At 71.7% G+C, this 24,708-nt stretch carries 27 protein-coding genes and 1 pseudogene; 10 read left to right on the forward strand and 18 right to left on the reverse strand.

Annotated features, from left to right (window positions below; genetic code table 11):
* Positions 1 to 5 precede the first annotated feature (5 nt).
* On the reverse strand, positions 6 to 1,112 hold the full coding sequence (locus ACZ7PG_RS01805; protein ID WP_470237184.1) for an FAD-dependent oxidoreductase: 1,107 nt from the start codon (positions 1,110 to 1,112) through the stop codon (positions 6 to 8).
* Between the two features lie 69 nt (positions 1,113 to 1,181).
* Here ACZ7PG_RS01805 and ACZ7PG_RS01810 point away from each other — a divergent pair, with 69 nt between their 5' ends.
* The gene (locus tag ACZ7PG_RS01810; protein WP_470237185.1) at positions 1,182 to 1,856 is read left to right on the forward strand and encodes a TetR/AcrR family transcriptional regulator; all 675 of its coding nucleotides are present in this window, start codon (positions 1,182 to 1,184) and stop codon (positions 1,854 to 1,856) included.
* Between the two features lie 88 nt (positions 1,857 to 1,944).
* The gene (locus ACZ7PG_RS01815) at positions 1,945 to 3,576 is read left to right on the forward strand and encodes a CotH kinase family protein (protein ID WP_470237186.1); all 1,632 of its coding nucleotides are present in this window, start codon (positions 1,945 to 1,947) and stop codon (positions 3,574 to 3,576) included.
* Here ACZ7PG_RS01815 and ACZ7PG_RS01820 read toward each other — a convergent pair.
* Positions 3,569 to 4,456 carry a hypothetical protein gene (locus ACZ7PG_RS01820; protein WP_470237187.1) on the reverse strand — a complete coding sequence of 296 codons (888 nt, stop codon included), beginning with the start codon at positions 4,454 to 4,456 and terminating at the stop codon, positions 3,569 to 3,571. The two genes, ACZ7PG_RS01815 and ACZ7PG_RS01820, sit on opposite strands and share 8 nt — an antisense overlap.
* 52 nt (positions 4,457 to 4,508) lie before the next feature.
* Positions 4,509 to 5,228, reverse strand: a complete 720-nt coding sequence (locus tag ACZ7PG_RS01825; RefSeq protein ID WP_470237188.1) for a TetR family transcriptional regulator — start codon at positions 5,226 to 5,228, stop codon at positions 4,509 to 4,511.
* A gap of 89 nt (positions 5,229 to 5,317) precedes the next feature.
* On the opposite strand from ACZ7PG_RS01825, the gene ACZ7PG_RS01830 reads away from it, so the two are divergent.
* From ACZ7PG_RS01830 to ACZ7PG_RS01840, 3 genes are all read left to right on the forward strand, one after another.
* Positions 5,318 to 5,785, forward strand: coding sequence for a glycogen operon protein GlgX (locus tag ACZ7PG_RS01830; protein WP_470237189.1), 468 nt, complete (start codon positions 5,318 to 5,320; stop codon positions 5,783 to 5,785).
* Positions 5,786 to 5,840: 55 nt separating this feature from the next.
* Entirely contained in the window at positions 5,841 to 6,788 is a 948-nt protein-coding gene (locus ACZ7PG_RS01835; protein ID WP_470237190.1) for a GNAT family N-acetyltransferase, read from the forward strand.
* Between the two features lie 159 nt (positions 6,789 to 6,947).
* Positions 6,948 to 7,640 carry a signal peptidase II gene (locus tag ACZ7PG_RS01840; protein ID WP_470237191.1) on the forward strand — a complete coding sequence of 231 codons (693 nt, stop codon included), beginning with the start codon at positions 6,948 to 6,950 and terminating at the stop codon, positions 7,638 to 7,640.
* Positions 7,641 to 7,642: 2 nt separating this feature from the next.
* Here the strand turns inward: ACZ7PG_RS01840 and ACZ7PG_RS01845 are convergent, their stop codons facing one another.
* Positions 7,643 to 8,581 (reverse strand): anti-sigma factor RsbA family regulatory protein, encoded by a 939-nt coding sequence (locus ACZ7PG_RS01845; protein WP_470237192.1) that lies wholly within the window; start codon positions 8,579 to 8,581, stop codon positions 7,643 to 7,645.
* A gap of 238 nt (positions 8,582 to 8,819) precedes the next feature.
* Complete coding sequence (locus ACZ7PG_RS01850) at positions 8,820 to 9,413, reverse strand: TetR/AcrR family transcriptional regulator (protein WP_470237193.1); 594 nt, start codon at positions 9,411 to 9,413, stop codon at positions 8,820 to 8,822.
* Positions 9,414 to 9,520: 107 nt separating this feature from the next.
* Here ACZ7PG_RS01850 and ACZ7PG_RS01855 point away from each other — a divergent pair, with 107 nt between their 5' ends.
* Genes ACZ7PG_RS01855 through ACZ7PG_RS01865 form a run of 3 tightly spaced genes read left to right on the forward strand, consistent with a single transcriptional unit; the run spans position 9,521 to position 12,363 of the window.
* Positions 9,521 to 10,789: an alpha/beta fold hydrolase gene (locus ACZ7PG_RS01855; protein ID WP_470237194.1), complete on the forward strand. Its 1,269-nt coding sequence runs from the start codon at positions 9,521 to 9,523 to the stop codon at positions 10,787 to 10,789.
* 34 nt (positions 10,790 to 10,823) lie between these two features.
* Positions 10,824 to 11,747: an MFS transporter gene (locus ACZ7PG_RS01860; protein ID WP_470237195.1), complete on the forward strand. Its 924-nt coding sequence runs from the start codon at positions 10,824 to 10,826 to the stop codon at positions 11,745 to 11,747.
* 25 nt (positions 11,748 to 11,772) lie between these two features.
* Positions 11,773 to 12,363, forward strand: coding sequence for a hypothetical protein (locus tag ACZ7PG_RS01865; RefSeq protein ID WP_470237196.1), 591 nt, complete (start codon positions 11,773 to 11,775; stop codon positions 12,361 to 12,363).
* On the opposite strand, the gene ACZ7PG_RS01870 is transcribed toward ACZ7PG_RS01865, so the two are convergent.
* The 4 genes from ACZ7PG_RS01870 to ACZ7PG_RS01885 are packed head-to-tail and all read right to left on the reverse strand — an operon-like array spanning position 12,360 to position 14,878.
* Entirely contained in the window at positions 12,360 to 12,812 is a 453-nt protein-coding gene (locus tag ACZ7PG_RS01870; protein ID WP_470237197.1) for a mycothiol transferase, read from the reverse strand. The two genes, ACZ7PG_RS01865 and ACZ7PG_RS01870, sit on opposite strands and share 4 nt — an antisense overlap.
* A gap of 4 nt (positions 12,813 to 12,816) precedes the next feature.
* Positions 12,817 to 13,425, reverse strand: a complete 609-nt coding sequence (locus ACZ7PG_RS01875; RefSeq protein ID WP_470237198.1) for a DUF5947 family protein — start codon at positions 13,423 to 13,425, stop codon at positions 12,817 to 12,819.
* Positions 13,422 to 13,880: a NifU family protein gene (locus tag ACZ7PG_RS01880; RefSeq protein ID WP_470237199.1), complete on the reverse strand. Its 459-nt coding sequence runs from the start codon at positions 13,878 to 13,880 to the stop codon at positions 13,422 to 13,424. The genes ACZ7PG_RS01875 and ACZ7PG_RS01880 overlap by 4 nt, the downstream gene beginning before the upstream one ends.
* On the reverse strand, positions 13,877 to 14,878 hold the full coding sequence (locus tag ACZ7PG_RS01885; protein WP_470237200.1) for an NADH-quinone oxidoreductase subunit B family protein: 1,002 nt from the start codon (positions 14,876 to 14,878) through the stop codon (positions 13,877 to 13,879). The genes ACZ7PG_RS01880 and ACZ7PG_RS01885 overlap by 4 nt, the downstream gene beginning before the upstream one ends.
* A 168-nt stretch (positions 14,879 to 15,046) precedes the next feature.
* On the opposite strand from ACZ7PG_RS01885, the gene ACZ7PG_RS01890 reads away from it, so the two are divergent.
* Complete coding sequence (locus ACZ7PG_RS01890; protein WP_470238980.1) at positions 15,047 to 15,565, forward strand: helix-turn-helix domain-containing protein; 519 nt, start codon at positions 15,047 to 15,049, stop codon at positions 15,563 to 15,565.
* An 8-nt stretch (positions 15,566 to 15,573) separates the two neighbouring features.
* On the opposite strand, the gene ACZ7PG_RS01895 is transcribed toward ACZ7PG_RS01890, so the two are convergent.
* From ACZ7PG_RS01895 to ACZ7PG_RS01925, 7 genes and pseudogenes are all read right to left on the reverse strand, one after another.
* On the reverse strand, positions 15,574 to 17,031 hold the full coding sequence (locus ACZ7PG_RS01895) for an NF041680 family putative transposase (protein ID WP_470238981.1): 1,458 nt from the start codon (positions 17,029 to 17,031) through the stop codon (positions 15,574 to 15,576).
* Between the two features lie 132 nt (positions 17,032 to 17,163).
* Positions 17,164 to 17,427, reverse strand: a pseudogene (locus ACZ7PG_RS01900) (IS5/IS1182 family transposase); the annotation flags it as partial.
* A 217-nt stretch (positions 17,428 to 17,644) separates the two neighbouring features.
* The gene (locus ACZ7PG_RS01905) at positions 17,645 to 18,598 is read right to left on the reverse strand and encodes an anti-sigma factor RsbA family regulatory protein (protein WP_470237201.1); all 954 of its coding nucleotides are present in this window, start codon (positions 18,596 to 18,598) and stop codon (positions 17,645 to 17,647) included.
* A 472-nt stretch (positions 18,599 to 19,070) separates the two neighbouring features.
* The gene (locus ACZ7PG_RS01910; RefSeq protein WP_470237202.1) at positions 19,071 to 19,739 is read right to left on the reverse strand and encodes a hypothetical protein; all 669 of its coding nucleotides are present in this window, start codon (positions 19,737 to 19,739) and stop codon (positions 19,071 to 19,073) included.
* Between the two features lie 20 nt (positions 19,740 to 19,759).
* Positions 19,760 to 20,125 carry a hypothetical protein gene (locus tag ACZ7PG_RS01915; RefSeq protein WP_196425446.1) on the reverse strand — a complete coding sequence of 122 codons (366 nt, stop codon included), beginning with the start codon at positions 20,123 to 20,125 and terminating at the stop codon, positions 19,760 to 19,762.
* A gap of 33 nt (positions 20,126 to 20,158) precedes the next feature.
* A complete protein-coding gene (locus ACZ7PG_RS01920; protein ID WP_470237203.1) occupies positions 20,159 to 20,674 on the reverse strand; it encodes a roadblock/LC7 domain-containing protein in 516 nt (171 codons plus the stop codon).
* A 211-nt stretch (positions 20,675 to 20,885) separates the two neighbouring features.
* Entirely contained in the window at positions 20,886 to 21,131 is a 246-nt protein-coding gene (locus tag ACZ7PG_RS01925; RefSeq protein WP_470238982.1) for a cation:dicarboxylate symporter family transporter, read from the reverse strand.
* Positions 21,132 to 21,277: 146 nt separating this feature from the next.
* On the opposite strand from ACZ7PG_RS01925, the gene ACZ7PG_RS01930 reads away from it, so the two are divergent.
* The gene (locus tag ACZ7PG_RS01930) at positions 21,278 to 21,712 is read left to right on the forward strand and encodes a hypothetical protein (RefSeq protein ID WP_470237204.1); all 435 of its coding nucleotides are present in this window, start codon (positions 21,278 to 21,280) and stop codon (positions 21,710 to 21,712) included.
* Between the two features lie 90 nt (positions 21,713 to 21,802).
* On the opposite strand, the gene ACZ7PG_RS01935 is transcribed toward ACZ7PG_RS01930, so the two are convergent.
* Both ACZ7PG_RS01935 and ACZ7PG_RS01940 read right to left on the reverse strand, forming a co-directional pair.
* Positions 21,803 to 22,279 (reverse strand): (2Fe-2S)-binding protein, encoded by a 477-nt coding sequence (locus ACZ7PG_RS01935; RefSeq protein WP_470237205.1) that lies wholly within the window; start codon positions 22,277 to 22,279, stop codon positions 21,803 to 21,805.
* A 10-nt stretch (positions 22,280 to 22,289) separates the two neighbouring features.
* The gene (locus ACZ7PG_RS01940) at positions 22,290 to 24,566 is read right to left on the reverse strand and encodes a molybdopterin cofactor-binding domain-containing protein (protein WP_470237206.1); all 2,277 of its coding nucleotides are present in this window, start codon (positions 24,564 to 24,566) and stop codon (positions 22,290 to 22,292) included.
* Between the last annotated feature and the right edge of the window lie 142 nt (positions 24,567 to 24,708).

Here is a 24,708-nt window from a genome sequence, read left to right on the forward strand (position 1 = left end):
CGGCTTCATTCACCCCGGAACATGGCGAGCAGGCCGCGGGGTGTGTCGTCGCCGAAGAGGAGCTCGTGGAGCTCGTTCCCGTCGGCGGCCGCCTCGGCGCTGCGGGTGAACATGGCCCGCTCGAACCCGGCTAGAGCGGCCTCGACGTCGTCGTGCGTGGCGAGGGCCCGGCCGAGCTCGGCGCCGTCGAGCATGGCCAGGTTCGCGCCTTCGCCGTTCGGGGCCGCGAGGTGGGCGGCGTCCCCGACGAGCGTCACGCCCGGCACCCGGTCCCACCGGTGCTCGACCGGCAGGGTGTGCAGCGGGCGCAGGACCGGCGGGGTGTCGCCGTCGGTGATCAACGCGGTGAGCTCGGGGGCCCAGCCCTCGAACTCCCGCGCGGTCCGCTCGGTCGCGGCGGCCGCGTCGGTGAAGTCGCCGAACCAGTCCACCGGCTCGGTCAGCGCGACGTAGGTGTGCAGGGTGCCGCCCTTCTCGCGGTGGGCCTGGATGCCCTTGCCCGGGGCGAGCGCGAGCATGGCCCCGCCGCCGACCGCCTTCGCGGCGGCCGGGTGCCGGGTGTCGCCGTCGTACAGGAAGGTCTCGACGTACGAGCGGCCGATGTACTCGGGCGTGGCGTCGGAGAGCAGCGGCCGGACCTTCGACCACGCGCCGTCCGCGCCGACCAGCAGGGTCGTGGTGACCGTGGTGCCACCGGCGAAGGTCACCTCGTGGCGGCCCTCGCCCACCGCGCGGACGCCGGTGACCTTGTGTCTCCAGTGGACGGTGCCGTCCGGGAGCGAGTCGAGCAGGAGCTGCCGCAGCTCCCCGCGGGGCACTTCGGGGCGGCCGCCGGTGCCGTCGTCGGGCTCGTCGTAGCGGACCGTGCCGTCGCGGTCGAGGATCCGGGTGGCCTGGTGCCCCTCCAGGACGAGCCCCCGGAACTCGTCCGTCAGGCCGGCCGCTTCGAGGGCGGCCTGGCCGGTGCGGACGTGGATGTCGAGCAGTCCGCCCTGCTTGCGGGCCGCCGGGGACGCTTCGGCCTCGTAAACCGTGACCGGGATGCCGTGGACGTGCAGGACGCGGGCGAGGACGAGACCGCCGAGCCCGGCGCCGATGATCGTGACGTTCATGATGTCTCCTTCGCGTTATGGAATGTCATTCCATGTTGGAACACCGTTCCAGACATGTCAAGATGAGGCATGACACCCCGCACCCGCCGCCGCACCGAGGCACTCTCCCGGGACCGGATCGTCGAGACGGCGGTCGAGCTGCTCGACGCGAGCGGCGAGGCCGGGCTGACGTTCCGGACACTGACCGAACGCCTCGCCACCGGGGCGGGGGCGATCTACTGGCACGTGGCGAACAAGGGCGAGCTGCTCGACGCCGCCACCGACGGCGTGCTGGCCACCGCGCTGTCGGCCGGCCCCGCCGGCTCGCCGGCGGAGAAGATCCGCGCGGTCGCGCTCGGGCTGTTCGACGCGATCGAGCACCACCCCTGGCTGGCCACCCAGCTGGCCTTGCAGCTCTCCCGCGGATCGGTGACCCCACGGATCTTCGAGACCGTCGGCCGCCAGGTCCAGGCGCTGGGCGTCCCCGAAGGCCACCGGCTGACGACGACGTCGGCACTGGTCAGCTACATCCTCGGCGCGGCGGGCCTTAACGCGACGAACGCACGGAGCGTCGTCGCCCCCACGAACCGCACCGAGTACCTCGACGCGGTCTCGGACGCCTGGGAGGCGCTGGACCCAGAGGAGTACCCGTTCACCCGCGCCGTCGCGGCCGAACTGCGCGGGCACGACGACCGCGAGCAGTTCCTCGCCGGCCTGGACCTCGTCCTCGCCGGCATCACGGCCGTCCACCTCCGAACGGGGTGACCTCTCCACGAAAACGGGATCCGGCGCGTAATTAATCGCTGAATTTCCCGTAGCGGGAACCGGGGATATTCCGCCGTACACTGACCGGATGGGCGATCAGGAGCAGCGAGCACTCGATTCCCTCTACGAGATCGACAATGTGCTCACGATCGATGTCGTGATGCCACCGGCCGACTGGGACGCGGTGCGCACCGAACAGCCGGCCGGCGGCGTGTGCAACTTCGACTGGACCGGCGGCAGCCGTTACACGTGGCGGAAAGCGACGTCCGTCGAGATATCCGGGACCCGGTTCCCCGCCAAGACCTCCTTTCCCGACGTGGGGATCAAGAAGAAGTCCTTCTGCGGTTCGATCGACAGTGCCAAACCGTGCCTGCACCTCGACTTCGGAAAGTTCCTCGACGCCAACAAGGCGCCGGTCCGGCAGCTGATCGGGTCGCGGTACCTGACGCTCAACAACTCGGTCCAGGACTCCTCCTTCGTCCGGCAGCTGCTCGGCTACCGGCTCTTCGAGCTCGCCGGGCTCCCCCATTCCCGCGGCAGCTTCGCCCGCGTGCTCGTGAACGGCACCCCGATCGGCCAAGGGGCTGGCGGCGTCACCGGCCCCGGCGTTTTCGTGAACGTCGAACCGATCATGGCGCCCTACCTCGAACGCAATTTCGGAAACACGAAGGGGAACCTGTACGAGCTCGAGCACCAGGACGACTTCGTCGACAAGAGGTTCGACCTCATCGGCGTGGAATCGCTGTCGAAGTTCGAGGACAAGGCCGACCTGCGGCTCGCCATCGACCACATCGCCGCGCACGGACTCGCGGGCGCGAGCGAGGTGTTCGACCTCGACCAGTTCGTCGACCTCTACGCGATGGAGTTCTTCCTCAAGCACTGGGACGGCTATTCCCGCAACACCAACAACACCTACGCCTACAACGACGTCGACGCCGTCGCCACGCCCGGCGTCGGCGACGTCCGGTTCAAGCTCATCCCGTGGGGCCTCGACCAGACCTTGCAGCCCGCCCGGCACTTCCGGCTCGACACCGCCGGGCTGCTCGCCCAGCTGGTGCGCGACGACCCCGGCCGCCGGGCACAGCTGGTCGACCGGATCCGCGAGTACCGCGAGAGCGTGTTCGGCTACCAGACGCAGGAGACGGTGCTCAAGCCCCTGCTCGAGCGGATGGCGACACTGCTGACGGGGCTCGGCGTGCCCGACGTGCCCGCGCAGGTCACCACGGTCCGCAAGCAGCTCCGGCTCGCCACGTCCGCCGGCTACCTCCGCGGCGGCCTGCCCGGTGCCGACGGGGCTTACGTCCGCGAGGACGTCACCAACGAGTGCCTGCACGACGACGGCGCGGAAGCCGTTCCGGGGAGTCCGGGGAGCTTCGAAGTCGTCCACCGGCCCCGGCCGGCCGCCGTCGACGACGCGGATCTGTGGTGCTTCGACGCGCTGGGTACCGGGCAGTCGCTCACCGGCAAGGCCTCCGGCCGGCTCCTGCACGCGAGCACGACGAAACTGCTCAGCACGCGCGCGGCCGACGATGCGGACCACGCCGAGGAGTTCGCGGTCACCCCGGTCGACCCGCGGGACGACGAATTCACCTTCAGCGGCTATTTCACGCTGTCGAGCGTCCGGACCGGGGCGAGCGCGGTTTTCGGCTCCGATCCCACGGCGGGGGGACGGCCGCGGGTCCACCAGGACTCGACGGGGTCGAAGCTGTACTTCACCTGAGCCGGAGGACCGCGTAGCCGCCGTTGTCGTCGACGATGAGGATCGTCCGTTCGCCGCCGAGGGAGAACGTCGTGACGCCTTCCGGCTTCGCGCTGCGGTGGAAGGTGACGTCGAGCAGTTCGACGGGGTCGCTGCCGCGCTGCCACGTGCCGAGCCGGAACGGTGCGTCGCCGTCGCTGGCCGACCGGCCGAGCAGGAGCAGGAGACCGCCGGTTCGCTCGTCGTAGGAGACGTCGCGGATGCCTTGTGCCGCAGTCGATCCGGGCAGCTCGGCGGTCAGCAGGGCGGGCGCTCCGAGCGACGCTGTCGTCCACTTCCCGCCGGCCTCGACCGGGACCCGCACCAGCGTGACGCGGCCGGGGACGGCCGGTCCCCGCAGGCCGAACAGCAGCGCGCCCGCGCGGGCGTCCCAGGCGAGGCCCTCGACGTTCAGGCCACCGGCGTCCGGCTCCACCCGGCCGGCGGCGGCGAGCGTGGGCACGTGCGCGAGCAGCCAGTCGCGGAACCCCGGCATCGGTTCGGCGGGCAGGTCGCCGTCGGGGCGGTACCGGACGCGCACCAGGCCGTCGTTGACGCGCCGGCCGTTCTTCGCGACCGACAGCGAGGAAGAGACGATGAGGTAGGCCTCGCCGTCGAGGTCGGCCCGGGTGAGGCCTTCGGGGTCACCCAGCCCGTCCGCTCCGGCCAGCCGGCGCCGGTGGATCCGGTCCACGGTCTCCCCGTCGGCGTCGAACGTCATGTCGAACAAGGCACCGGGGTCTTTGTTGTCGACGAAGGTGAACCGCCGGGAACCCGTCCGCACCACGCCCGAGGCGTTGAACGGGACCTCGCCGTTCCGCCCGGGGAACGGTGTCGGCTTGACGTTCGTCCGCTTCGCCACCGGTCGAGTGTAGACCGCGTACGGGCGGTGTGGCACTCAGTGCCAGGGCTGATCAGCCGCGCAGGACCTCGCCGACGCGGGCGACGACCTCGTGCAGCGGCGTCGCCGTGGTCAGCACCGCGACCACCGTGGCCGCCTCGCCGCCCGGGGCCCGGAACGCGTCGACGACCAGCGCGAACGCCTCGGCCGCGGTGGCCTTGATGTCGCCGGTGCCGCCGGTGCGCAGCCAGCGCCGGAGGACGTGGTTGTTGGCGGCCGCGATCGCCGCCGCGGCGACGGCCGCGCGCAGGCTCGCGGCCTCGTCGCCCCGCTCCTCGTAGCGTGCCTGCAGGTAGCGCGCGAGCACGCGCTGGTAGCGGTCGACGGTCGCGACCTCCTTGTCCCGCAACGAAGGAACCGTGCGGGTCAGGGCGAACCGCTTGAGCGACACGTCGAGGTCGGCGGCGTAGGAGTCGAGCACCAGGCCGACCGCGGCGCACGCCACCTCGACCGGGTCGCGCGCCGGGTCGGCGGCGGCGAAGGCTTCTTCCATCTCCGCGACGATCTCGTCGTGGTTGGCGAAGAGGACGTCGTCCTTGGCGTCGAAGTACCGGAAGAACGTGCGGCGCCCGACGCCGGCGGCGGCCGCGATGTCGTCCACCGTGGTGGCCTCGTAGCCGTCGGCCGCGAACAGGTCCACGGCCGCGGAGGCGAGGGCGCGGCGCAGCTGCCGCCGGCCCGCGGGGGTCGCCCCGACCCGGGTGGCCGGCGCGCGGCGCGGCGAATCCGTCATGGCCGGACGGTAGCAGCCGCTCTTGCTAGCGGCACTGAGTGCCGTTACGCTGGCGGTCACCCACCCCACCCCGCGGAAAGGCGTCGACGATGTCGCTCGACCAGCAGGTGCCGACGAGCACCGTCCCGCCCGGCGACCCGGCGGGCGACCGCGTCGACGCCTACTACGGCCGCCTGTTCGGCTGGCCGGTGAAATGGCGTGGCGTCCACCCGTTCCTGGCGCTGGAGAACGGGATCTGCGCGGTGACGCTGCCCAAGCTCAGCGCCGGCCCGGTCCTGACCCGGCTGGCGGCGACGGGCTGCCAGGGTCCGGCCCTGCACCTCCCCACCCAGCACGGCCCCCGCGTGGCCCTCCTCGCCGAGACCGACGGCCTGATTCCGCCGCGCTCGGCGCTGCCCAGGACCGTCGAGGTGCTCGCGTGGGGCACGCTGCTGCCCCTGCCGGTCGGCGCCCGGCGCGTGGACGTCGCGACGGAGTGGCTCGCGGCGCCGGACCCGCGGCAGCGGTGGCTGCCGAGCCTGACCGCGGTCCTCGCGGGCATCCCCGAGCGCCGGTAGCGGCCCGGCGAAAACGGTTCGACGGCTTCGACGGGCCCTGACACAGTGGCCGATTATGGCCACCCTCGAACTGCTCACCGCGTCGGACGTCGAGCTCATGCAGGGCCTGGCGCAGCGGATCACCGCCACCCGCCCGGATCTGGTGAACAGCGACGCGTCCTACGGCGAGCTGGCCTGGAACTGGGGCCGGGGCCACGCCGCCGAGGGCGCGAGCTGGCCACGCCGGCTGTGGCACTCCGGCGGCGAGCTGGTGGCCTGGGGTTGGGCGCAGCTCCCGCGCCGGGTGCGGCGCACCGACGGCACGGTCAAGGACGTCACCGGCGCGTACCTGGCGTACCAGGTCCACCCCGAGCACGCCGAGCTGGTGGATGACGTGATCACCTGGTTCGACGCCACGGCGGGAGACATCGAGCGCACGGTGCTGCCGGGCGCGGCCGACGAGTTCGGGCTGACGCGCTGGGCGGCGCACGGCTACCGGACCGACCCGGCCGCCCTCGGCGACACCGGGTCCTGGTCGCAGCTCAACGAACGGGACCTCGCGGACGTGGAAGAACCCGTGCTGCCGCGGGGATTCCGGTTCCGCACCGCGGACGAAGCCGGACCGGCGGCCGTGGTCCAGGCCCACGTCGACGCGTGGGTTTCGACGTCGTACACGATCGAAGGCTACGCGGGCGTCCGGCGGACGCCGGCGTACCGCAGCGATCTGCACGTGCTGGTGGAGGCCCCGGACGGGACGATGGCGGCCTCGGCGATCCTGTGGCTCGACGAGGTGAACGAGACCGTCGAGTTCGAGCCGGTCGGGACGCACCCCGGCTACCGGCGGCTCGGGCTGGGCCGGGCGATGATGCTGCACGGCATGCACCGTGCGCGAGCGGCGGGTGCGCGGCACGCGACAGTGGCCTGCCTCGGCGCGCCCGGCCACCCCAAGGCCCGCGGGCTGTACTTCGGGGTCGGCTTCCGGGAGCTCTCCCGGGACGTGCCGCTGATCAAGACCGCGGGCTGAGCGGCCTCACCGAGTCCACAATGGACACTGCTTCCCCCGCTCCCGGAGTTTGACGGCGCCGCCGGTGGGGTATTCCCCAACCCCGCGATTCCACGCAGCCCCGTCGCCGCCCATCCGGGCCACGGCCCGTGGTCGCCAGGCCCGGGCTGTGAGGAAGCGATGACGCATGACAGCACCGCCGGGACGCCCCGGCTCGAAGCGGTCGGTCTCGGCGCGAAGGTCTCCCGGCCGCCGTGGACGGCGTTCGCCCTGGTCCTGGTCGTCGTCGCGGACCAGGTGACCAAGGCGTGGGCCTGGCGCGAAGTACCCCGCGCGCGCATCAACTTCGGCGGCAACCCGCTGGTCGGGCCGGTCGTCGGCGCCTGGTACGCCGGTCCGGTGACGGGGGCGGTGCTCGACCTCGCCGGCAGCGCGCTGCTGACCGCCGCCGTGATGCTCCTCCTGCGCCGCCGGCACCCGGTGCTGCTGCGGGCACCGGCCGCGCTCGCGATCGGCGGCTGGACCAGCAACCTGCTCGACCGCCTCGGGCTGCACCACCTCACCGCACCGGGCAGCGTCCGCGGCGCCATCGACTTCGTCCCGCTCGGCAAGTACAGCTTCAACGTCGCGGACTTCTTCATCATCGGGGCGACCCTGGTGTTCGCGCTCGCCCAGGGCCACCGGTGGGCCACCGCAAGGCTTTCCCACACCACCGCCGACATTCCCCGCGCCCGGTCCCGGCTGCGCACCCCGGCGCGCATCGTGACGGCCACCGGCGCCGCCGTGCTCGTCGCCGCCGTGACGCTCGGGGCCACCACCTACGGCGGGGCGACGCACCCGCCGCGTCCGCACCGGACGTCCACGATCCGGTGAGCTCAGCCGGCGGTGAGCCGGGCGGTGAACCCGGTGTCGTCGCGGTGCAGCGTCACCTGGCTGCAGATCTGGTGCGCGATCCACAGGCCGCGGCCGCCGATGTGACGGTCGGCCGGCAGGAGGCCGGCGAACGGGTCGCCGGGGCCTTCGCCGGTGTCGTGCACGGTCACGACCACGTGCGCGGCGTCCGCCCAGACCCGCATCGTGACCGGCGGGCGGCCGTGGCGGACCGCGTTGTCGACGATCTCGCTGACCGCCAGGACGAGGTCGTCGATCTCGGCGGCGGGCAGGTCGGTCTTGGCGACGTCCAGCACCGCGCGCCGGGCCGCCGACGGCAGCGGGTCGGTGAGCTCCACGAGCGGGGCGGTGTGCTGGATCGGGTGCGGCGTCATCGGCCGCGGATCGGCCAGGAAAGCCAGCGGGTCGACGAAACCGGCGTTGCCGTGGCGGCGATCGCCGGCCGTGGCGACGAACGGGTGCGTGCGGGCGACGTCGTCGAGCACGTGCGGCGGCGTGGTCCGCGTGTCGTAGGCGCAGATGCTGCGCAGCGGGAACTCGTCGTAGGCGTGGTTGACCGCGGCTTCGTAGCGAGCCCACCAGTCCCACGACGTGTCGATCGCGACGCGCGGGAGCTCCCCCAGCACGCGAATGCCGGCGGCGCCCTCGGCGACGTACCCGGCCAGCAGCTCGCGGTAGGACCTGATCGCGGCGGCGGGACGCGCGTAGACGTCGCCGATCGTCAGGTACCGCACCGCCGCCGACGGGGAAAGCGCCCCGCGCACCAGCTCGGTCCGCTCCGGTCCCAGGGACACCAGGGTCGGCTCGCCCGCGGCCAGACCGGCTTCGAGGAACGGGACGGCGACGGCGAGCAGCTCGGCGTCGGAGCCGTAGCGGGCGGCGGCGTGGTCGTGGCCCCGGACGGTCGTCGGGTCGGCGGTCATGACCCGCGCTCGCCGGTCAGGGGGCAGGCCGGCGAAACCCGCCTGTCCCACCGTGTCGGCATCTGCACGCTCCGAGAGTACGCCGCCTCCCCGGCGGGCCGAGTGCTCCGCTCCCCGCGCGGCAGCACGACCTCGTGCCGCCGCAGGTCGAGGGCCACCGCGCCGACCGGGAGGCTCTCCGCGCCCTCCAGGTCACGGCGGCCGAGCGCCCTCAGCCGGGCCAGCAGCCGAGGGCTGCTCAGGTTCGGCCGGCGCCGACGGCGGCCCGCGTGAGCGTGCTCGCCGTGCGGACGATGCTCTCCACCGCCTCCGCGGCGGGCAGTCCGTGGAGATCGGTGAGCCCGAACAGCGCCTCGGCGCTCATGACGACCGCGAGGTCGCGCTTCAGCTGAGCCAACTCCGGCCCGGCGAGCCCGCCCAGCTCGGCCGGCGGGGCGAGCGCCGCCTCGATGAGCCCGAAGCGCAGGCCGGGCCGGGCGGCCGTGTCGGCGGGGCGGGTGATCGTCGCCGCGATCATGGCTCGGACCGTGTTTTCGTGGCTTAGGACGTGGCGCAGCAGGTGTTCCGTGGCAGCGGCGACGCGGGCGACGGGATCCGCGCGGTCCGCGAGCGGCGCGAGTGCCTCGGCCGGGTCGAACAGCGTCCCCGCGACGGCTTCCCGCAGCAGGCTCGCCAGGTCCGGGAAGTAGCGGTAGGCGGTCGCCTCGGACACCTCCGCCGCCTTGGCGACCTCGGGCATCGTCACCGTGCGGCCGTCCCGGACGAGCTGGGTCGCGGCGGCCAGGATCGCGTTGCGCGTCCGCCGCTTCTGGTTGACCCGTCCGCCGTCCATCGTCGCCGCCTTTCCGCTGAGCCGGCTCTCATCATAAGAGCCCACTTGCACGAAGGCCAGATGAGGGTTTACCTTCTTCGTGATAGTTCACTCTCATGAGGAGCGCAATGACACGCATCGCGATCGTCGGGCCCGAAGACGGCGAGATCACGCTGACGGGCCCGATCCGGCTGCGGATCCTGGAGGACGGCAGCACCACCGGCCACCGGCTGGGCCTGGGCGAGATCGTCGTCGCCCCGCACACGCCCGGCCCGCCGCAGCACCGGCACGCCCAGCACGACGAAGGCTTCTACGTCGTGCGCGGCACGGTCCGCTTCACCGTGGGCGAAGAGACCCACGACGCCCCCGCCGGCAGCCTCGTCATGGTGCCGCCGGGCGCGCCGCACACTTTCGCGAACCCGGGCGACGAGCCCGCGGTCATCCTCAACACGTTCACCCCGGACCTGTACGTCCAGTACTTCCGCGACCTGCGCGCGTTCGCCGAAGCAGCCGGCCGGCCCGCGCAGGGCGACGAGATCACCGAGATCATGGCCCGCTACCACACGGAACCGGCGACGACCTACGCGAGCGAAACGCCGGTGACCACGGACGTCCGGCTCGACGACGACGTGGTCGTCCGGGTCGAGGAGCGCGGCGCCGGGCGGCCGGTCCTGCTGCTGCACGGCGGCGCGGGCCCCGCGTCGGTGGCCGGCCTGGCCGCCGTCCTCGCGGCGCGCGGCACCCGGGTGCTCACGCCGGTCATCCCCGGCTTCGACGGCACCCCCGCCGCCGGCGGCGTCACCGACGTCGCCGGGCTGGCCCGCACCTTCCGCCGGCTGCTCGGCGAACTCGGCCTGACCGACGTCCTCGTAGCGGGCAACTCGGTCGGCGGGTGGATCGCGGCGCGGATGGGCGTCGACGAACAGGCCGCCCGTGACGCCGGGGAGACGTCCCGCGTCGACCGGCTCGTGCTGCTGGACGCCGTCGGGATCACCGTGGACGGGCACCCGGTCACCGACCTCTCGACGATCCCGCCGGACAAGCTCGCCGACTTCGTCTTCCACTCCCCCGACCGCTTCCGGCTGGACCCGGCGCTGCTCCCGCCCGAGCGCCTCGCCGCGATGCGGGGCAACGCCGAGGCTTTGAACGGCTACGCCGGCGACCCGTACATGCACGACCCGGCCCTGCGCGCGCGGCTCGAATCGGTGCGGTTGCCGGTGCGGGTCGTCTGGGGCGAGAGCGACGGGATCGCCGACCTGTCCTACGGACGCGCCTACGCGGCCGCTTTCGCAGGCGAGAACGACGAAGGCGCCGAGTTCACGGTCGTGCGCGAAGCCGGGCACCAGCCGCAGCTCGAACAGCCGGACCGCGTCGCCGAACTGATCCTCGGCGTCTGAGGGGATCCGTCATGGTCGCCTGACGGCGAGCGTCATGGCCGCCGGGCAGATCGGCGGCCCGCTCTTCGGTGGCCTGGTGACGAGCTTGCTGGGCTGGCGCTGGACCTTCTACCTCAACCTCCCGCTCGGCGTGGCGGTGTTCGCGGCCACCGCGGTCGTCCTCCTCGTGCCGCCGGCACCCCGGCGACGGGTGCACCTGGACGTCGCGGGCGCGCTGCTGCTCACGACCGCCGTGACCGGCCTGCTCCTGCTCACCACCGGCACGGGCCCGCTGGTGGTCCTGCTGCCGATCACCATCGGGGCGTTCGGGGCTTTCGTCGCGGTGGAACGGCGGAGCCTCGAACCGGTGCTGCCGCTGAGCTTGTTCGCCCGGCGCGAGATCCGGCTGACGACCGTGGTGATCTTCGTCGTGGGCGTGGTCAGCTTCGGCACGATCACGTTCGTCCCGCTGTTCCAGCAGACCGTGCAGGGCGCGTCGGCGTCCGGCTCGGGAACGCTGCTGCTGCCGATGACGCTGGCCGTCGTCGTCGCGTCCCAGGTGGCCGGGCGGGTGAGCAGCCGGACCGGCCGGTACCGGCTCTTCCCGATCATCGGCGCGACGGCGATGGCGGCGGGGTGCGCGGTGCTCGCCACCGGCCACGCCACCACCCCGGTCTGGCTCACCAGCGGCGCGCTCGTGCTCGTCGGCACCGGGCTCGGCCTGAGCACGCAGCTGATGACCCTGATCGCCCAGAACACGGTGCCGGTCGAGGAGATCGGCGTGGCGACGGCGAACACGACCATGTTCCGCACGATCGGCGGCGCGGTCGGCACGTCGGCGTTCGGCGCGCTGCTGGCCACCGGCCCGCTGGTGACCGGGATGTCCCGCGTCTTCACCGTCGCGGCCCTCGCCGCCGCGGTCGCGGCCGTCGCGGCGTGGCGCATCGACGAGGTCCCGCTTCGCTCCGGCCCTCCGTGAACCGTTTCCGCGCTAGATTGGCGAAATGGGGAGATCCGGGGCCGCCTTCGCGGTCTTCATCGCACTTGCCTGCACCGCTTGCTCGATCCCGGCGCCGCTGCCGTCCGCGCCGTCGTCGGCCGGCCGGCCGGCGACGGCGGTGCCCACCACCGAACCGGCCGTGCCGTTCACGCCGGCGGCCTCGCCCCCGAAGGTCACGGCGGCCTGCCCGTTCCTGGGCACGCGCGAGCTGCAGCGGATCCTCGAGACGAGTGAGGACATCATCACGACCGAGGAGCCGCCGGACCCGGCCTTCGCCCCCGGCACGCAGTTCCAGTGCCGCTACGAGGGCAAGTACGTGTCGCCGTGGTTGCTCGACCTGTGGATCATCGCCTCGGGCGGGGCCCTCCGCCCGGCCGAGGCGATCGAGAGCTTCGAGAAGGATTGCACCGGCCCGGCGACGGCGGTGCCCGGGATCGGCGACGGCGCGTTCTTCTGCGACGTGGGCAACGACCGGCAACTGGTCGTGACCGGCAAGCGGAGCCAAGACCAGAACCGGATCATGTACCTCCAGGTGCGCAAGCACCGCGACGAGGTCTACACCCTCCTGGCGAAGGTCATCACCGGCCGGCTCTAGCCCAGGACGTCGCGGGTCAGCTCGAGGTGGCCGTGGTGCTGCGCCAGCTCTTCGTAAACGTGCTGCAGCGCACCACCTTGCGTGCGCCCCGCCGGGGTGCCCGCGTACTTCACGGGCGCGGGACCGCGCAGCGGCGCGGCCGGCTCGGCCACCGCGAGGTCGGCGCGCAGCTGCTCCTTGGCGGCGGCGACCCGCTCGATCAACGCGCTCACCGGGCCGGACGCGGTGAACTCCGCCTCCCGGTCACGCTCCACAGTGCGACCGGCGACCAGTGAGCCGGCCCAGAACTCGAGCACGCCGAGGCAGTGCGTGACGATCGCGTAGGGCGTGTTCGCCCCGGGCAGGGGCGGACGCCGGTTGGCCCGCTCGTCGCCCAGCTCCGCCAGGATCGCCGCCATCCCGTCCAGGGCCCGGCCGGCGAACCACAGGTAGTCCTCGTCGCTGATCACGCGGTCAGGTTAGCGGCCTCGCCCGGAAAGCGATCTCCGCGAACAGCTCGCCGACGCGAGCGCGCATCTCCGGCCCGCCGTCGCCGCCCGTCCAGAACCGGCGGACCGCGCCGATGAGGCGGTAGCACGCGTCGATCGGGACGAGGAAGCACTCCGTGAGCCGTTCCGTCCCGCGGAACACGATCGCCTCGACCTCCGGCTCCGCCGCCGCCAGCAGCGGGTGGCCCGCGGTGAGGTCCGCCCAGAGCTCCACGGGCAGGACGGTCTCGGTGGCACCGGCCGGGCCGGGATGGAACGCCGTGACGCGCGTGCCGCGCCGCAGGACGAACGCGAACCCGGCGGGGGCACCGAGCCGGCGCCAGTCGAGGCAGGCGACCGGGTGCCCGGGGTCCCACAGGTAGCGCTCCGGCACCGCGCGGTAGCGGGTCTCCTCGCTCGCGCACCGGGTGAACAGCAGGAAGCACGCGCGGCAGGAGCACAGCAGGCCGCGGCGGCCGGTGTCGACGACGTGGCCGTGGCGGCCGGCCACCGGCGTCCCGCACAGCTCGCACCGTTCCGGCCGCACCGCCCGCGGCGCCCGCACGGCCGGGAACGATCCACTGTGGACGCTCATGACGCCCGCCCCGCCGGCGGTCCCACGCCGATCTCGTACAGAGCCGTCACGAACTCGACGCCGGCGACCTCCGGCGCGGCGTCCCGGACGGCCGCCTCCACCGTCGCCCGGGGCACGGACGAACACCCGCCGCCGAGCCACACGCGCACGACCCCGTCGTGCAGGCCGAGATATCCGACGTCGCCCCCGAGCCGGTCCAGGGCCCGCCGGACCCGGGCGGCCGCGTCGAGGGGGTGCAGGTCGTGCAGCACCAGCAGGTCCGTGACGACGTCGTCGGCGGCGATCGGGCCGAGCAGCGCCGGGGCGTTCTCGCGCAGGATCTCGACGACCCGGGTCAGGCCGTCGCCGTACAGGTCCGTCAGCTGCCGGACGAGCTCCTCGGCCGGCCGCCGGTGCGGCCCGGCGAGCAGGGCACCCAGAAGTGTCCCGAGGCGGGCCCGGACAGCGGGCGTCACCGGTCCCCCGCCATCCGGATCTCCCGCAGGATGCGGATCGCCGACCCGGCCACGCTGGTCGTCGCCGTCGGGACACCGGCGTCGGCCGGGTCCTCCATGAACGGCATGAACTTGTCGGGGAACCCGGGCATGGTGCAGCCGATGCAGATGCCACCGACGTTCGGGCAGCCGCCGACGCCGTTGATCCAGCCCCGCTTCGGCACGTTGCACTTGACCACCTGTCCCCAGCACCCCAGCTTCACCAGGCAGCGCGGGGAGTCGTGCCGGTCGGCGAACTCGTCCTGTTCGTAGTACCCGGCGCGGTCGCAGCCTTCGTGGACGGTGTTCCCGAACAGCCACTTCGGCCGCAGCGCTTCGTCGACGTCGATCTCCGGCGCGCTGCCGGACACCTGGAACAGCAGGTGCAGGATGGTCTCGGAGAGGTTGTCCGGCTGGACCGGGCAGCCGGGGACGCACACGATCGGCAGCCCGGCCCACGACCGCCAGTCCCGGCCGAGGTACTCGGGCACGCCCATCGCGCCGGTGGGGTTGCCCGCCATGGCGTGCACTCCCCCGTAGCTGGCGCAGGTGCCGACCGCCAGGACCGCCATCGCCCGGGGTGCCAGCCGGTCGAGCCATTCGCTCGCCGTCACGGGCTGGCCGGTTTCGGGATCGGTGCCGAACCCGCTCCAGTAGCCTTCGGCCTTGTTCGTCTCGTCGGCGATCGATCCTTCGACGATCAGGATGAACGGGTCGAGTTCGCCGCGGGCCGCGCGGTGCCACCATTCGATGAAGCTGTCCCGGCCGCCGTCGGGCCCGCTCTGGAAATCGAGGAACGGCCAGTGCATCTCGATCTCCGGCAGACCGGGAAGGCCGCCGAGAACGATCTCTTCGATACTGGGCTGGGTGGCCGCGGTGAGCGCCACCGATTCGCCGTCGCAGCTCAGCCCGCCATTCATCCACAGAATATGGACCGCCGGCGGTGGATTTCCGGAACCGGCCTCCGTGGCGCTGACCATCGTTGACCCCTTCGCCGCGCGCGCGAGAAGCCGTTACCGTAGTCCCGTCGGACAGGGGCGGCAAGGGTGCCGGACACTCCTGATCGAGCGGCGGGACAAAACCGGGCGTCCGCGCTTCGCGTTTCGACGACTACACTGAAGACGTCGTCGGAAGGGGCTTTGATCGAAATGGAATCGGCCGGCCGGTCGCAGGGCGAGTCGATCGAGGTGGTGCCGGTCGAAATCGTCACGAAGATCTTTCCGGCCCGCCCGTCCGCGGTTCCGCGAATCCGGGAATTCGTCCAGCGGTGCCTCGGGGACGCGCCGCTCGCCGACGCGGAAGACCGCGAAATCGGCAACACGATCCTCCGGGCCCTGCTGACCGCCGCCGGACCGTCGGGGGTGCTGGAGGTCTCCTGCCGGAAATACCCCGGGCGCGTCGAGTTCGACGTGCTCCCCTCCCACGACCGGCCGGCCGGTCCCGCCGCCCCGCCGCCGGAGCCGGCCGCCAGCTTCGCCGAGTGGCTGGCCGAGGCGCTGCACCGCCGCGGGATCACCAAGGAGACCGCCGCCGAGCAGCTGGACGTGTCCGCCAAGACGCTGACCCGCTGGCTCGGCGGCCAGACCGAGCCCCGGCTGCGCGACCTGCGCCGCATCGAAGACCGGTTCGGCGACGTGCGGCTGCGGCGCGGGACAGAAGTGTCCTAGCTTGAGTTTTAACCTGTTCGGCAGGGTCGTGGGTTGCTCGACTTGGTGTTCTTGCTGTGCTTGGGTTTTCGGGTGTTCGTGCTGGTGACGGTATGGACGTCGTGGCGTGACGCAGGCCGGTGGTTGGGTGTTCCGGCGGGACGTCCGGGGCCAGGCCGCGACGGTTTCGGGACACCCGCCGGACACGCGAGATGTGGACGCAGGTTCCGAAACCCGCGGCGGACCCTGGCCGGGGTGAGCCGGGTGGCCGGTCGGGGTTTCTCCCACGGCCGGCGCAGATCCGCCGTGAGATCACGGGCGAGACGCAGCTGGGTGTAGGCGGTCAGCAACAACCAGGTCCAGCGGTCGGCCGCCTCGGGTGAGCGGAGTTTCGGGGTGGTCCAGCCGAGGGTTTGCTTGAGCATGCGGAAGGTGTGCTCGATGTCGAACCGGCGCAGGAAGGCCTGCCAGGCCAGATCGACCTCGGCGTGGTCAAGGCCGTTGCGGGAGTGCCAGAGCCACACAGGTTTCGGGATCACGCCGGAAGGCAGACGCTCGACCTGCAACCGGATCACAGTGCCCTCGATGATCGGCAGAGCACCGTCGTGGCCGGCCCAGGCGATGCGGTGGGTTAGCCGTGGATGCAGCCGGTCCCAGGCCCGGATCAGCGCGGGACCATAAAGCCGGGTCGTGGTGTCGGTGACGACATCGGGTTGCCCCCAAGTATTCGGGTCGCCGAAGGCGAACTCGTCGCCGTGGCGCCGCGGTCTGCCCAAGGTGGCGGGCGGCTGTGGTGGGACCGGGCGGTGCAGGACCCGGTCGGTGCGCATCCGCACCAGCACAGTGATCGGGAGATCGGCCAGCACGTGGGCCAACCGGGGACCGTCGTAGCCGGCGTCGGCGACCAGCAGAATCTCCGGGTCTCCCGGCCGCCAATGCCCGGCCGCGACGATGCGGTCCACGACGCCGCGGATCTGCTGGGCGGTCACGCTCGCGGCGGTGTCGCCGGGGGTGAGCCGGACCGCGTCCAGCGGCGCGGTCCACGAACCGCGCCCGGACTCGAGCGCGACCACGACGGAGTAGGGCCAGCCCGGCACCATCATGTGCTGGTCCTTGCCACGGCCGTAGGTGTGACACAGGATCCGCTGCCCGCTGGTGTGGGCTTCGGGACGTAGCCAGCAGGTCACGTCCACCGCCAGAACCAGCCGCCCGTCCGCGGCGCGCGGCAGCGACACCGCGCTCAGTGCAGTGCGTAGCCGGTCGATGTCGATACGTCCGCGGGCGAGTACGGCGTAGCCGCTGCCGTGGCCGCGGCGGTGCTCGTCGGCCAGCGACAACTCCGCGATCGAGCGCACCGGGCCGTCCGCGCACAGCACCGCCTTGGTCAGCTCGAACAACGCGTCCGCCCGCCGGGGCAGGCATCGGTAGAACTCCTGCCGGAGCGCGGATAACTCCCCGGCCGCGCCGGTGTCGCCGGCGTGATGCACACTGGTCAACTGAAGCCCTTGGTTCGATCTTCACTCTGTCGCAGGAGGAATGATCGACCAAGGGCTTCACTCATGATCAGCAGGGGTCTCCGCTGACCACGCAGACGTTAAAACTCAAGCTAGGGCCTGTCCTCAAAGCCAGAAGTCGATCAACCCTCGGTAAGAGGTAGCGGCCTTGTCAAAGCGGGTGGCGATGGCACGGAATTGCTTGAGTCGGTTCAAGCGGCGTTCGACGATGTTGCGGCGCCGGTAGGCGACACGATCGAAGACCGGTGGGCGGCCCCCGGCTCGACCACGGCACAGCCGGTTGGCTCGTTGGTCCCGGCGTTCGGGGATGGTCGCCGGGATGCGGCGTCGGCGCAGGTATGTGCGGATGGCGCGGCTGGAGTAGCCCTTGCGCCGGCGGCGTGCTGATGCGCGACCAGCGCCAGAACCGGTTGTAGACGGTCATCCACCCGCGGACGCCCCTTCGCTCCCCGACACCGGAAGCAACGGCTGGATCACCTGCCACTGCTCATCGGTCAGCTCATGCCTACGCGCCACAACCGAAGATCAAAACAGATCACCCGCACCCGCTTCGAGGACAGCGCCTGGGCGCTTCCGGCTCGCGGCGCTAGGGCTCGGCGGGCATCGCCAGCTCGATGGTGCAGCCCGCGGCGTCGGAGCTGACGTCGAGCCATTCGCAGATCCGGTCGGTCATCCACAGGCCGGTGCCGGCGGGCCGGAGGCCGTAGAACGCCGGGCCGTCGACCGGCCGGTCGCTGTGCAGCGTGCACACCACCCGGCCGGCCGCCGGCCGCACCCAGACGGCCGCCCGGTCGATGCCGTGCTCGAGCAGGTAGGCGATCGCTTCGCCGACCGCCACGCCGAACAACGTCGCCGTGTCCTCGGAACCCAGCAGAGCGCTCGCCCGGTCCAGCACGTGCCGCCGGACGGCGACCAGATCGCCCTCGAAGCGGAAGAGATCGGCGGACGTCACCGCCGGCGCTGGGACACCGGATTCGCCGGGCTCCCCGAGCGCGGTGAACTCGGCGGACGGCCGGACTTCCTGACCCACGACGCATTCGGGGTGGGTGCGCCGGGCGTGCTCGACCGCGCCGGCGTCGTGGATCCGGGTGTCGTACGGGCAGATCATCCAGATGCGGGTGCTCACCAGGGTCACGTTGAACTCCGCTTCGGCCCGCCGCCACGCCGCCTCGTCACGGGGGTTGCCGGCCCGCGTGGGCTCGGCGAGGACGCGGACCGCGCCGGTCGGCGCCGTGGACCGGTGCCGCCGCCAGTAGCGGTGCAGGGCGTCGGCCAGCTTCTCCGGCCGGCGGCCGATGTAGGCCGACTCAGCGAAGGCGATCCGGTCGGCGTCGGCACCCACCACGGCTTCCAGCAGCTCCAGGTTGGCCGCGGTCGTGGTGACCAGCACCGGCTCGCCCCGGCGCAACCCGTCCTGCGCGAACGGGACGGCCATCGCGAGGAACTCGGCGTCGCTGCCGTAGAGGCACCCCTGGTGCCGGAAACCGGCTTCCGGCGCACCTTCCGGCGCGGATCCGGCGGCCGGAGTCGTCCTGTGCACGAAGCCTCCTGAGCCGTCGCCGATCGTTCGTCACGAAGATCGTGTTTTCTCCCGGAATTTCCCGCAGACGGCCGGTAGCGTACTCGACGGCGCCCGATCCGGCTATTACTCGGCGAATTGATTGCACCCGTTCGGAGCAATTGCCCCGTGCGGCTCACCGGCGATCGGGGGATCCGCGCTCCGAGCCTGAACTCGCTGCGACGCCGCAGGTCGACGGCCAGTTGTGTCTCACCGGGACCGGTGGCGGACACTACTGTCCGCGAGCACTCAGGAAATGAACCGGAAACCATTGCGTCCAGGTGTTCGAAGGACAATTCCCGGCTGATCCGCCGGGTAAATGGGCGCGAGAGAATAAGCCACAGCGGCGGCGGCACAGCGGAATTCGACGGTACGGCTCCGCGCCGGTCGGCGGAAAGTGTCTTTCGGCCCTACCGCGGCGGGTGCGCGAGGGCGGCGGAAGGCGCCGGCCCGGTCAGGACGAGACTTCCATCTCCAGTCCCATGATCCGGACGGTGCGCCGGCGGCGGAGCCAGCCGCGGGCGGGCGCGCCGTCCGGGAGCTCGTCGAGGATCGCCTTGCGCTGCGCCGAAGTCGTCGAGCGCCAGCGCATCGCGAGCACCGGCCGGACCGGTGCGATGAACGGGCGCACCCGCTCGTGCGCCCCGGACAGCCGGAGCTCGTAGTCGCGGTCCGGCCGGTACGCGAGGTCCAGGTCGATCAGCGGCTCGGCGCCGCCGGCGCGGTGGTGGCTCCGCGAAAGCACGCGGGCCAGCTCGTCCAGCGCCACCTTCAGGGTGCAGGGCATCTGGTCCTGCCAGCGGCCGAGGCGCGAGGCGTTCACCGCCGCCGCCGTGACGTCGGCCGCGAGCACGACCAGGGCCCGGACCGGCGTCCCGGCGAGCTCGACGCGGATCCGCCTGCCGTCCGCGTCGACGGAGAAGCGGAGCACCCGGTCGGCCACGACGGCACCCGACCGCAGCCGCACCCACTCCTCGACGGCGTCGGGCGAAGGGCAGGACGACACGAAGGTGAACGCCAGCTCGTCGCCGGCGAGGTTCATGGCCACCGGGAACAACGAACCGAGGTCGCGCATCAACGCCGTGCCGATGACGAGTGCGGCGCGGGAGCCGCCTCCGGTCATCGCCCTCTCCTCCTCCGGAGCTACACCTGCAGGTCGGCTTCGATGCGTTTGAGGTAGTGGCGGGCCAGCGCGAGGTTCGCCCGCTCCCGGTCCAGCACCAGGTACAGGAACAGCGAGTTGCGCGAGGTGTTGATCAGCCGGATCAGGTGGTACTGCCGGTGCAGCGTGATCAGGATGTCCTCGATGCTGTCGTTGAGCGCGAGCGAGGACATCACCCGCAGCTTCGCCCGCACGACCTCGGTGTTGCCGGCCGCGGCGACCTCCAGGTCGAGCCACTCACCACCGCCGCTGGTGCCGAGCGACATCCCGCTCTCGTAGTCGACCAGTGCGACGCCGACGGCGCCGGCGATGGACATGGCTTCCTTGAGCGCGGTGTCGATGTTCATCATCATGCTCTTTCCTTCCGTTGAACTGCCTTGCTACGCGGCCAGGATCGTGCCGATCCGCTCGATGACCGGCCGGGACTCGAAGAGGAGACGCCCGACGTTCAGGCCCTTGTCGCCCAGGACGACCATCAGCGCCAGCCGGCCCACGGCGTAGACGGCCATGTAGCCGTCGCTGCCGAACACGACGGTCTGGCTGAGCGTGCCCTTCCCGGTCATCTCGGCGGCCTGGCGCGCGATCCCGAGATCGGCGGCGGCGAGCGCGGAGATCTTCGCCGGATCGAGGTAATCGTCCGCGTCGGCGATGATCGGAATGCCGTCGACCGCGGCGAGCACCGTGCCGGTCACCCCCGCTACGCTTTCCCGGAGGTTTCGCAGCTCAGCGGCCAGTGCGTCGAAGTCCAATTCTCTTCTTTCTTTCGGAATCACCGGTCGGCCCGTGATTCCGGTCGAAGTCATGAGCAATCCGGCGGTCGAAAAGATGATCAGCCGTTCGGGTTGCCCTGCCGCGGGGGACCCTACAGCCATCATCACTGCGCGCCAGATGGTCACCCCTCGCCTTTACACGATCGGGTGAAGCACGCCGGTTGGTGTAACCAAAAATAATTCACCAGCGAGACCGGCGTCCATTGATCACACCGAAGAAGGCGCCCGTGTTCCGAATTTTCGGCACCGCGCCTGAAATGCACTTATGCCGTCAGAAGTGTCCGATCACGGTTGTATCTCTGCGTAGCCGGTAGTTCACTTTGGACCGTTCGCCGCGTCAAGCCGCCTGGTAGCCGGCGTCCAGTTCCGCGTGCAGGCGTTCGCGGTCGATGGCCTTCTCCCACTTGCCCAGCACGAGCGCGATGCTGCTGACCGGGATCGTGTGGGTCGCGGTGAGGGTCAGCGCGAGGACCGCGATCGCGGAGCCGGACACCCCCGCGCCGCCCTTCGACGTCAGCAGCAGCACGAGCAGCAGGCCCAGCTGCGCCTGCCAGCCGAGGTCCGTGCCGGTGGCCTGGGCCAGGAAATCGGCTCAAAGGCCGCAATGGGCCGAAAAGGCTCGCGGCCGGGCCTCGGCCGAAAGGATGAGTCCGCCGGTACCTTCGGCCGAGGTGGCCCCCGCCCCCGCTCCCCTAGCTTGATCGGGAAGCCGGAGCGAGGGAGACGCACATGGCACTCAAGACCAGGCGCATCGGGGTCATCGCCGTCGCGGCCGGGGCCGCCGTTGTCGCGATCGGGGCGACCGTCATGGCCACCGCCGCCGATCCCGTCGCGCCGGAGGTCGTCAGTGCGGCGCCGGCCGAGGCCGGGCATGAAAACGAAGGCAAGTACACCGCCGGGGACTACGTGCTGAACGTGCACGAGCTGAACGACGACGGTGAGGGCATGGGCACCACCATCGGCGCGCACACCGTGTACTACTCGAAGACCTTGCACGGCACCGCGACGTGGACACCGACCGTCGTCAAGTTCTCCGTCGGCCGGGACAGCGACGCGCCGACCGTCTTCGCCTACCCGGTTCCCGGGCCCGGCAAGGCGGTCGACTGCGTCGCGTCCGGGACCGAGGCCGCGCCGCTCGTCCGGTGTGAGACCAAAGGTCAGTAGCCGACCGTGAAGTGCCGGTCACTCGCCCGGTAAGCGTGATTGGAGGGTCGACACGGCGGCAGGTGCCGTGTCGACCCTTGATCACGGGCGTCACATGTTCGCCGCGCCGGCCTTCACCGCCTCGCGGATCCGGGCGTACGTGCCGCAGCGGCAGATGTTGCGGATCTCGTCCAGGTCGGCGTCGGTGATGTCGCGGCCCGCCGCCTGGGCCTGGCGGACCTTGGCCACCGCCGCCATGATCTGGCCCGGCTGGCAGTAGCCGCACTGGGCGACGTCGCGGTCGAGCCAGGCCTGCTGCATCGGGTGGAGGTCCTTGCCCACCGTCGCGGGCAGGCCCTCGATCGTCGTGATCTCGTCGGTTTCCTTGATGTCGGCCACCCGCACCGAGCACGGGTTGAACGCCTTGCCGTTGATGTGGCTGGTGCACGCCTTGCAGACGTCGAGCCCGCAGCCGTACTTCGGGCCGGTGATGCCCAGCAGGTCGCGCAGGACCCACAGCAGCCGGAGGTCGTCGTCGGCGTCGACGGTGACCACGCGGCCGTTGACCTTGAACGTTTGGTTCGGCACAGCGGGGCTCCTAGTAGGCGTGGTCGAGGCCGTCGGTGGGCGACGGCGGCGTGGACGGCTGCAGCGGCAACGGCTCGAAGCTCAGCGTGCCGTGGTTGATCGGGAACGAAGTCGGCATCTTGCCGACCGCCCGCGCGTAGGCGCAGGCCACGGCGGCGAACGACGGCGCCACCGCGAGCTCGCCCGCGCCACTGGGGCTGGACGAGGTGTTCGGCATGACGACGACCTGCGTCTCGGGCGGGGTGTTCCACTCGCGGGTGTAGAAGTAGTTGTCCCAGCTGCCTTCCAGCGGGATGCCGTCCTTGATGTGGATGCTGGAGGTGAGGCACATCGCGATGCCGTCGTTGAGGCCGCCGATCATCTGCGCCTCGAGGCCGCGCGGGTTGATCGCGAAGCCCGGGTCGACGACGACGAGCGCCTTCGTCACCCGCGGACCCGTGACGCCGTCGCGGATCGGGCGGTTGACCGTCGCCGGCCGGCAGTCGATCTCCACCAGCACCGCGACCGCGCCGCGGTACTCCGCGTGCAGCGCGATCCCCTGCGCCACACCCGCGGGCAGCGAGCGGCCCCAGTTGCCCACCTGGACGGCTTTGTCCAGCACGGCGCGCAGCCGGTCGTCCTTGAGGAACTCGCGGCGGAACGCCACCGGGTCCTTGCCGAACTTCTTCGCCAGCTGGTCGACGACGAGCTCTTCGGCGGTGACCACGTTGGGCGAGTAGATGTTGCGCATGCTGCCGGTGTTGAACTTCAGCGGGATCTCGTTGAGCAGCTGGGTCGTGACGCCGAAGTTGTACGGCGACGACTGGCTCAGCAGGAAGATCGACTCGGCGAAGCTGAGGTTGCCGGCGATCGGGAGCTTCGCGGCGGTCGCGGTGATCATCTCGCCCAGCCCGTGGCTGAACTCCGTCTGCACGCTCGTGTGGCGCTGTTCGAAGCTGATCACGTTGCCGAGCAGGTAGGTCGCCCGCACGCGCGACACGCACATCGGGTGGATGCGGCCCTGGCGGAAGTCGTCGGTGCGCGACCACATCAGCTTGACCGGCTTGCCCATCTTCTGCGACGCCTCCGCCGCTTCGGCGGCCGCGTCGTGGAAGAGGTGCCGGCCGAACGAGCCGCCGCCCTGGGTGACGTGCACCTTCACCGCGTCCTGCGGCATCCCCAGCAGCTTGGCGATCTCCTCCTGGGCGACGATCGGCACCTTCAGGCACGACCAGATCTCCGCGCGGTCCGCGCGGACGTCGGCGATCGCGGCGCCGGTCTCCAGCGGGCTGTTGCTGGCGGCGGCGAAGGTGAACTCCGCGTCGAGGTACTGGTCGAGCAGGCCGGGGACGGCCATCGGCAGCTGCGCGGCCTTGAGCTTCTTGAGCACGGTCGCGTCGGACTCGCCGTCGACCGTGCCCGCGCCCCAGGTCACCTTCAGCGCCCGGATCGCGTCGATGCACTGCCCGAACGTGCGGCCGCGCACCGCGACGCCGTGGGAGATCGCGACGACGTCGGTGATCCCGGACATCGCCTTGACCTCGGCCGCGTTGAGGATCGCGCGCGGGGTGCCGTTGATCGTGGGCGGCCGGGCGACCATGGTCGGCAGCGCGTTCGGCACGTCCAGGTCGAGGGTGAACTGCTTGGTGCCGGTGACCGCGGCGTGGGCGTCGAGGCGGTTCTGCGGCGTGCCGAGCACCTTGAACTGCGACCGCGGCTTCAGCGTCGCCGCGACGCTGATCGTCGTGGCCGAGGCGGCGGCCTTCGCCAGGGAGCCGTAACTGGCGGTGCGGCCGGAACCGCGAACGACCCCGTCGGACGTCGTCAGCTGCGACGCGGGCACGCCCCACTTCGCGGCGGCCGCGGCGATCAGCCGCTGCCGGGCGATCGCCGAGGCGGTCCGGACCGGTGTGTAGATGCTGCGCATCGAGTTGGAGCCGCCGGTCAGCTGGTTCATCAGCAGCTCGGGCCGGGCGTCGGCGAGCGTGACGTCGATCTTGTCCAGCGGGAGGTCGAGCTCCTCGGCGATCATCATCGCGACGGCGGTGGTCATCCCCTGGCCGACCTCGGCGCGCGGCACGGCGAACGCGGCCCGGCCGTCGGCGCCGATCTGCACGCTGATCAGGCCGGACGTCGGCAGCGCGGCGAGGTTCTGCAGGTCGCCGAGGTCGAAGATGTCCTCGGGCTGGGGCAGGGACGGGATCGCGGCGTCGGCCTTGCTCGGCGCCAGCTCCGCGCCCCCGACCTGCGCGGCGACGGCGAGCGTCGGCGCGGCGAGCACGAAACCGAGGAAGCGGCGGCGGGCCATGGAGCGTGGCTCGGACCCGGGTGGTGGGACGGAAGGGTCGTGTTCGGGCATGAGCGGCTGGGACCTCTCGAACGACGGTGTGGGAGAAGCGCGGGCCTGAGCACCGCCGGCCGGAGTGTTACACACATCACGCCGCCGAATG

The sequence above is a fragment of the Amycolatopsis sp. NPDC114504 genome (assembly GCF_055633595.1).

Excerpts from the sequence above, each read along its gene's own strand:
- ACZ7PG_RS01875 (WP_470237198.1), bottom strand. The coding sequence starts at position 13,425 with ATGAGCGTCCACAGTGGATCGTTCCCGGCCGTGCGGGCGCCGCGGGCG.
- ACZ7PG_RS01805 (WP_470237184.1), bottom strand. The coding sequence starts at position 1,112 with ATGAACGTCACGATCATCGGCGCCGGGCTCGGCGGTCTCGTCCTCGCC.
- ACZ7PG_RS01890 (WP_470238980.1), top strand. The coding sequence starts at position 15,047 with ATGGAATCGGCCGGCCGGTCGCAGGGCGAGTCGATCGAGGTGGTGCCG.
- ACZ7PG_RS01855 (WP_470237194.1), top strand. The coding sequence starts at position 9,521 with ATGACACGCATCGCGATCGTCGGGCCCGAAGACGGCGAGATCACGCTG.
- ACZ7PG_RS01845 (WP_470237192.1), bottom strand. The coding sequence starts at position 8,581 with ATGACCGCCGACCCGACGACCGTCCGGGGCCACGACCACGCCGCCGCC.
- ACZ7PG_RS01915 (WP_196425446.1), bottom strand. The coding sequence starts at position 20,125 with ATGAACATCGACACCGCGCTCAAGGAAGCCATGTCCATCGCCGGCGCC.
- ACZ7PG_RS01825 (WP_470237188.1), bottom strand. The coding sequence starts at position 5,228 with ATGACGGATTCGCCGCGCCGCGCGCCGGCCACCCGGGTCGGGGCGACC.
- ACZ7PG_RS01830 (WP_470237189.1), top strand. The coding sequence starts at position 5,318 with ATGTCGCTCGACCAGCAGGTGCCGACGAGCACCGTCCCGCCCGGCGAC.
- ACZ7PG_RS01865 (WP_470237196.1), top strand. The coding sequence starts at position 11,773 with ATGGGGAGATCCGGGGCCGCCTTCGCGGTCTTCATCGCACTTGCCTGC.
- ACZ7PG_RS01860 (WP_470237195.1), top strand. The coding sequence starts at position 10,824 with ATGGCCGCCGGGCAGATCGGCGGCCCGCTCTTCGGTGGCCTGGTGACG.
- ACZ7PG_RS01910 (WP_470237202.1), bottom strand. The coding sequence starts at position 19,739 with ATGACCGGAGGCGGCTCCCGCGCCGCACTCGTCATCGGCACGGCGTTG.
- ACZ7PG_RS01850 (WP_470237193.1), bottom strand. The coding sequence starts at position 9,413 with ATGGACGGCGGACGGGTCAACCAGAAGCGGCGGACGCGCAACGCGATC.
- ACZ7PG_RS01835 (WP_470237190.1), top strand. The coding sequence starts at position 5,841 with ATGGCCACCCTCGAACTGCTCACCGCGTCGGACGTCGAGCTCATGCAG.
- ACZ7PG_RS01940 (WP_470237206.1), bottom strand. The coding sequence starts at position 24,566 with ATGGCCCGCCGCCGCTTCCTCGGTTTCGTGCTCGCCGCGCCGACGCTC.
- ACZ7PG_RS01840 (WP_470237191.1), top strand. The coding sequence starts at position 6,948 with ATGACGCATGACAGCACCGCCGGGACGCCCCGGCTCGAAGCGGTCGGT.
- ACZ7PG_RS01885 (WP_470237200.1), bottom strand. The coding sequence starts at position 14,878 with ATGGTCAGCGCCACGGAGGCCGGTTCCGGAAATCCACCGCCGGCGGTC.
- ACZ7PG_RS01810 (WP_470237185.1), top strand. The coding sequence starts at position 1,182 with ATGACACCCCGCACCCGCCGCCGCACCGAGGCACTCTCCCGGGACCGG.
- ACZ7PG_RS01815 (WP_470237186.1), top strand. The coding sequence starts at position 1,945 with ATGGGCGATCAGGAGCAGCGAGCACTCGATTCCCTCTACGAGATCGAC.
- ACZ7PG_RS01930 (WP_470237204.1), top strand. The coding sequence starts at position 21,278 with ATGGCACTCAAGACCAGGCGCATCGGGGTCATCGCCGTCGCGGCCGGG.